At 65.2% G+C, this 6,000-nt stretch carries 5 protein-coding genes and 1 pseudogene; 1 reads left to right on the forward strand and 5 read right to left on the reverse strand.

All coding sequences use genetic code 11. The annotated features are described in order from the left end of the window. Positions 1–162: 162 nt before the first annotated feature. Both sucD and sucC read right to left on the reverse strand, forming a co-directional pair. Positions 163–1,089: a succinate--CoA ligase subunit alpha gene (sucD, locus tag H7B90_RS25525; RefSeq protein WP_185138729.1), complete on the reverse strand. Its 927-nt coding sequence runs from the start codon at positions 1,087–1,089 to the stop codon at positions 163–165. 31 nt (positions 1,090–1,120) lie between these two features. Next, on the reverse strand, positions 1,121–2,281 hold the full coding sequence (gene sucC, locus H7B90_RS25530; protein WP_185138730.1) for an ADP-forming succinate--CoA ligase subunit beta: 1,161 nt from the start codon (positions 2,279–2,281) through the stop codon (positions 1,121–1,123). Between the two features lie 372 nt (positions 2,282–2,653). Here sucC and H7B90_RS25535 point away from each other — a divergent pair, with 372 nt between their 5' ends. Further along, positions 2,654–4,201, forward strand: a complete 1,548-nt coding sequence (locus H7B90_RS25535; protein ID WP_185138731.1) for a YifB family Mg chelatase-like AAA ATPase — start codon at positions 2,654–2,656, stop codon at positions 4,199–4,201. 248 nt (positions 4,202–4,449) lie between these two features. Here the strand turns inward: H7B90_RS25535 and H7B90_RS25540 are convergent, their stop codons facing one another. The 3 genes and pseudogenes from H7B90_RS25540 to H7B90_RS25550 all read right to left on the reverse strand — a co-directional run. After that, the gene (locus H7B90_RS25540; RefSeq protein WP_185138732.1) at positions 4,450–4,851 is read right to left on the reverse strand and encodes a YraN family protein; all 402 of its coding nucleotides are present in this window, start codon (positions 4,849–4,851) and stop codon (positions 4,450–4,452) included. 24 nt (positions 4,852–4,875) lie between these two features. Then, positions 4,876–5,211 carry an EscU/YscU/HrcU family type III secretion system export apparatus switch protein gene (locus H7B90_RS25545; protein WP_185138733.1) on the reverse strand — a complete coding sequence of 112 codons (336 nt, stop codon included), beginning with the start codon at positions 5,209–5,211 and terminating at the stop codon, positions 4,876–4,878. Continuing rightward, positions 5,208–6,000, reverse strand: a pseudogene (locus H7B90_RS25550) (hypothetical protein); the annotation flags it as partial. The pseudogene H7B90_RS25550 and the gene H7B90_RS25545, both read right to left, overlap by 4 nt.

Raw genomic sequence — 6,000 nt, forward strand, 5'->3', positions numbered from 1 at the left:
CCTTCTCCCTTCATTCGGTTGTGGCGCGAACCCGGCCGCGCCTAAGCCGGCCGAAACGCAAACAAGCAGCCCTCCACGCTCCCCGGACGGGGAGGGCGGAAGGCTGCTTGCCTATCCTGGCTATCTATTCGGATCTATTCGTTCCTATTATATAACGAACGATCAGCTTTTGCACTTCTCGAGCAGGCCGCGCTCTTCGAGCACGCTGACGAGAGTCGCGCCCATCTCCGACGGGGTCGGGGAGACGCGGATGCCGCATTCCTCGAGCTTCGCGATCTTCTCGGCCGCGGTGCCCTTGCCGCCGGAGATGATGGCGCCGGCATGGCCCATGCGCTTGCCCGGAGGCGCGGTGGCGCCGCCGATGAAGCCGACGACCGGCTTCTTCATGTTGGCCTTGATCCATTCGGCCGCTTCTTCTTCCGCGGTGCCGCCGATCTCGCCGATCATGATGACCGCGTACGTGTCCGGGTCTTCATTGAACAGGTGCAGGATGTCGATGAACTCGGAGCCCTTGACCGGGTCGCCGCCGATGCCGACCGCGGACGACTGGCCGATGCCGCGGGTCGTCAGCTGGTGAACCGCTTCGTACGTCAGCGTGCCGGAACGGGATACGACGCCGACATGGCCCTTCTTGTGAATGTAGCCCGGCATGATGCCGATTTTGATCTCTTCCGGCGTGATGACGCCCGGGCAGTTCGGCCCGATCAGGTGCGTCTTCTTGCCTTCCATGTACCGCTTCACCTTGACCATGTCGAGCACCGGAATGCCTTCCGTGATGCAGATGACGAGGTCGAGCTCGGCGTCTACCGCTTCCATGATGGAGTCGGCCGCGAACGGAGGAGCGACGTAGATGACGGATGCCGTCGCGCCCGTCGCCGCTACCGCTTCTTTGACCGTGTTGAAAATCGGCAGCGTGACCTTCGTGCCGTTCTCCAGGTCGAAATCGATCGTCTGGCCGCCCTTGCCCGGCGTGACGCCGCCGACCATCTGCGTGCCGTATTCCAGAGCACCTTTGGCGTGGAACGCTCCCGTAGCGCCCGTGATGCCTTGGGTGATCACCTTGGTGTTTTTATCGATCAAGATACTCATGACTTCACACTCCCCGGTTGGTTCTCCCTTGTCATTTCACGAGCGACACGATCTTCTGCGCGCCGTCGGCCATCGAGTCCGCGGCCACGATATTCAGGCCGGAACCGTTCAAGATTTCTTTGCCAAGCTTGACGTTGGTGCCTTCGAGACGGACGACGAGAGGCTTGTCGAGGCCGAGCTCGCGAGCGGCCGCGACGACGCCTTCGGCGATGATGTCGCACTTCATGATGCCGCCGAAGATGTTAACGAAGATGCCTTTGACGTTGGCGTCGCTCAAGATGATCTTGAACGCTTCGGTGACCTTCTCCTTCGTGGCGCCGCCGCCTACGTCGAGGAAGTTCGCCGGCTCGCCGCCGTAATATTTGATAATGTCCATCGTCGCCATCGCGAGGCCGGCGCCGTTGACCATGCAGCCGATGTTGCCGTCGAGCGCGATGTAGGACAGGTCGAACTTGGACGCCTGGATCTCCTTCTCGTCTTCTTCGTCCAGGTCGCGCAGCTCGACGATGTCCTTGTGGCGGAACAGCGCGTTGGAGTCGAAGTTGAGCTTCGCGTCGAGCGCGATGATATCGCCGCCGCCGGTGACGACGAGCGGGTTGATCTCGGCGATCGAGCAATCCTTGTCCACGAACGCCGCGTACAGCGACAGCATGAACTTGATCGCCTTATTGACGAGTTCGTTCGGAATGTTGATCGCGTATGCGAGACGGCGGGCTTGGAACGTCGTGAGACCGACCGCCGGGTCAACCACTTCCTTGATGATCTTCTCCGGAGAGTGGGCAGCGACTTCCTCGATCTCCGTGCCGCCTTCTTCCGAGCCCATCAGGACGACGCGGCCGGTGCCGCGGTCGACGACGAGGCCGATATAGTATTCTTTCTTGATGTCGCAGCCTTCTTCGATCAGAAGGCGCTTCACTTCCTTGCCTTCCGGACCGGTCTGGTGGGTGACGAGCACTTTGCCCAGAATCTCTTCGGCGTATTTCTTCACCTCGTCCAAGCCCTTCGCGACTTTGACCCCGCCGGCCTTGCCGCGTCCGCCCGCATGGATCTGGGCCTTGACGACGACGACGGGCGTGCCGAGTTCCTTAGCCGCGCTTACGGCTTCGTCCACGGTAAACGCGACTTTGCCGTTAGGCACGGTGACGCCGTACTGTCTCAAGACTGCCTTGCCTTGATACTCATGAATATTCATGGCCTAGCATCCTCCCGTTTTGCATGCATCTGAACCTTGCTCGGTACATGTCCATGCACCTAAACCTTTCCTATTGTAACACCTTTTTTTCGCGTCTACCTCTGTTTTTCATCAATTTTTTAGTCCCAATCGGCAATGATTTCATCTCAAGATGCGAACGAATCGCAGGGAATCGATACTAGAATTGCCCATCCCCGGGCGATTCATGCCCTTCGCTTCCCGCGGCCGTCTCTAGCGTTCTCCGACGCCTCCGCGTTGACAGGAAGCGCCGCGAGTCGTACACTGATAGCCATAGGAACTTGAAGCGCGGAAGGTAAGGAAGCACCTTTCTCCGCAAGCGCATCGACGCTTGATGAGGAGGGTGCTTTTGTCATGTTCGTGAGAATGCTCAGCGCAAGCGTGGTCGGCGTGGAAGGCCGGCTCATCGAGGTAGAGGTCGATATCTCGTCCGGACTGCCGCAGGTCTCCGTCGTCGGTCTGCCCGATCCGGCCGTCCGGGAATCGGTGGAGCGGGTGCGGACCGCCATTCAGAACGGAGGAATGAAGTTCCCTCTCGACCGGATTACGGTCAACCTCGCGCCGGCGGACATGCGCAAGGAAGGAAGCGCGTTCGACCTGGCCATCGCGGCCGGCATCCTCGGCGCCAGCGGCCAGATTCCCGCGGGGATGCTGGAAGGCTCCCTGCTGATCGGGGAACTGTCTCTCAGCGGCGAGATCAAGCCGGTGCCCGGCGTGCTGCCCATGGTGGAGCGGGCCCGGAAGGAAGGGCTCTCGCAAGCGTTCGTGCCTCGGGAGTGCGTCGCCGAGGCTTCCCTTATCGAGGGCATCCGGGTGCGGGGGATCGGCTCGCTTCGGGAGTGGATTCTCGGAGGAGGACGGCATCCCGAGCCGGAGCGTCCCTCTTCCGGGATCGAGGGGGCGGCTTGGCCCGCGGCGCGCGAAGAGGGCGGCCACGATCTGGACCTGTCCGACGTCGTCGGCCAGCATCGGGGCAAGCGCGCCTTGCTGATCGCCGCCGCGGGCATGCACAATCTACTGTATATCGGACCGCCCGGCACGGGGAAAACGATGCTCTGCCGCCGGCTGCCGACCCTGCTCCCGCCGCTGGACGACGAAGAGGCGCTGACGGTGACGAAGATTTACAGCGTCAGCGGCAAGCTCCGGAGGGAGCGGCCGGGCTTGATCCGGGAGCGGCCGTTCCGCTCCCCTCATCATACGGTGTCGGCCGCGGGGCTGATCGGGGGCGGCTCCGTCCCGAAGCCGGGCGAAGCGACGCTCGCCCACCACGGCGTGCTGTTCCTCGACGAGATGCCGGAATTCCCGCGGACGGCGCTTGAGGCGCTGCGCCAGCCGCTGGAGGACCGGCACGTGACGATCGGCCGCGCCAGAGGCGTCGTCAGCTTCCCCGCGCGCTTCATGCTGGCGGCTTCGGCCAATCCCTGTCCGTGCGGCTATTGGGGCGCCGAGACGAAGGAGCATCCCTGCACGTGCTCCGCCTTGGCCGTCGCCCGCTACCGCGCGCGCATGTCCGGACCGCTCGCCGACCGGATCGACCTGCAGGTCGAGATGCCCCGGCAGCCGATCGTCCCTTCCGCGCAGGACGGGATGACTTCCGCGCAAGCGAGGGAGCTCGTCGCCGAAGCCGGAGAGCGCCAGCGATTCCGCTATCGAAGCCTCGGCATCCGCTGGAACAGCGAGCTGTCGGGACGGAGGCTGGCGGAGCACGTGAAGCTGGCGCCCGGCGCGGAGTCGCTGCTCGCGGGCGCGTACGCGGGTCTTGGCCTCAGCTTCCGGGCCCACGACCGCATCTTGAAGATGTCGCGAACGATCGCCGATCTCGCCGGCAGCGACGCCGTGAAGGAGGAGCACGTCGCGGAAGCGGTGCAGTACCGCTGCCTGGACGCGAACGCGGCCGGCTAGCGAAGGCGTCCCGCAAGCGAACGGGCCGTTCCCGTTATCGAGCGAGCTGCCCGCCATGGAATCGGAAGACCTCCCGGTTCGCCGTTCCGGCGTTCCGGGAGGTCTATTGTCGCAATGCCCGATTCTATCGATATGTCGTTGAGAGCTGACGATCGGAGTTGCCGCCCGGGCATCCGCTTGATGGCGCCCGCCGGAACGGACGGCTGGAGTAATGAAGCGAAGCCTCCGGGACGAATGGCGGTACCGGGTCAGAACGCTCCTTCCAGGTGCCGAAGCTCGGCCACCATTCCCTCCCCGTCGAACGTGACGGCGACGACGTCGAAGCGGACGGAGCTGTCACGCGCCGACGGGCTCATCGCCAGATAAATTTGGGCGACCGCCCGCACCTGGGCCCGCTTGCGCGGCGTAATCGCCTCGACGGCCGTTCCGAAGCGCGTCGGATTGCGGCGGGACCGCACCTCGACGAACACGAGAACGCCGCCGTCGAGCGCGATCAGGTCGATCTCGCCGGAACGGCAGCGCCAGTTGCGCTCCACGATGCGATATCCCAGCGCGGTCAAATGCCGGGCCGCCTCCCGCTCCGCGGCGAGCCCCGTCGCGCGTCGTCCGTCCGCGGCCGGCTTGCGCGGCGGCCGGGGTCTTCCGTCCATCCCGGTTCCTCCTCCCGTTCCTCCTCAAGGCAGCAGATCGCTGTCGGCATCCTTCAAGCCGGCTCTCCGGTCGGCGCGGTAGACGAAGCTGAGCACCTCCGCCACGAGCCGGTACAGCTCGGGCGGAATCTCCTGCTCCAGATCCAGCTTGGCGAGCACTTCGACCAGCGAAGCGTCCTCCTGGATCGGCACTCCGTTCTCCTTGGCGCGCTTCACGATCTCTTCGGCCAGATGGCCCTGTCCCTTCGCGACGACGATCGGGGCGGAAGCCTTCTCGGGACTGTACTTGAGCGCCACCGCCTTGCGCGGCAGCGCGGTCCCGGCGGCCTCGGAGCCGGGCTCCTTCTCCTGCGGGTTCATGCGCGGTAGTCGACCCCCTTGTAGGGCTTGGCCGCGTAGGCGTCCGAAGCCAGCCGGTCGATCGGACCTCCGGAGGCGGCCGCTCCCTTATCGCCGGAAGACGGGTCCGCCGCCGAGGACGCCGGGAACGGCACCGTCTTCAACGACAGCAGCTGGTAGCCGGCCGCGCCGAGCCCCGCCGCCGCTTCGTCCCTGGCCGCCTCCACGAGCTCCGCCACCCAGGGCCGGTCGTTCAGCAGCCGAAGCGAGACGACCTTGTCCACGACGTGCACGTCCACGATCGTGTCGCCGAGATTTTTCATCTTCAGATCGAACAGCAGGCGGCAGTTGTCCGCGTCCCATTCGCCCTTCCGTCCCCGGCGCGTCTGGACGTGAATCGTCGCCGTCGTATCCCCGTCCGGCCCCTTCATCGGCACGAACAGCGTCATATGGCTCATGAGCGCCATGTTCTGCCGCTCCGGCGAGAGCAGCAGCTGCTGGCCCGTGATTTGCCCGGCCAGCCCCTGCGCCGCTTCGCGGAGGGGCGCGGGAAGGTCGTCGCTGGCCGCCAGCGTCAGCAGCGCGCTCTTCAGCGTGTCGCCCGCCCGCTCGACGTCCGCGTTCGTCCCCGCATCGCCGCCAAGCCCAGCAGAGCCGGCGGCATGACCGGCCGCGTCCCCGTGCAGGAGCAGCGTCTGGCGTTCGTGCTCGACGCCGAGCCATTGCAGGAAGCGGCCGATCCAGGCCGCGTCCGGCCGCGCCGACGCGGCGCCCGTACCGGCGGCCGCCGCGCCCGCGGAAGCCGAGCCC

Source organism: Cohnella xylanilytica (assembly GCF_014212175.1).
Lineage (GTDB): Bacteria > Bacillota > Bacilli > Paenibacillales > Paenibacillaceae > Cohnella > Cohnella xylanilytica.